The organism is Bradyrhizobium uaiense (assembly GCF_010811875.1).
GTDB classification, from domain to species: Bacteria; Pseudomonadota; Alphaproteobacteria; order Rhizobiales; family Xanthobacteraceae; genus Bradyrhizobium; species Bradyrhizobium uaiense.
In genome coordinates this window covers 1-246 of sequence record NZ_VKHP01000878.1, presented here as the reverse complement: position 1 = coordinate 246, position 246 = coordinate 1, and the positions used below count along the sequence as shown (strand labels likewise).

The window sequence follows — 246 nt, the reverse complement described above, 5'->3', positions numbered from 1 at the left end:
TGTTTGCCGGCATCGGCATCCTGATCCTCGTGATCATCGCCACCATCATCTCGGTGTCGTTCGCGACCCGCGGCGCGATGGCCGCCAACCGTCCGATCGTCGAGGTGCTGCATTTCGTCGGCGCCGGTCATCGAGCGCATGCGCTCGATCCAGGCGCGGTGATCGTCGACGCTTGCGGTCGGCGCCGCCTGCGTCACCCGTGCGCGCAGCGCCGCGAGATCGAGCGTGGTGCCGGGCTGCACCCGC

At 69.5% G+C, this 246-nt stretch carries 1 pseudogene; it reads left to right on the top strand.

The annotated features are described in order from the left end of the window. Nucleotides 1-246 (top strand): annotated as a pseudogene (locus FNJ47_RS52430) (hypothetical protein); the annotation flags it as partial.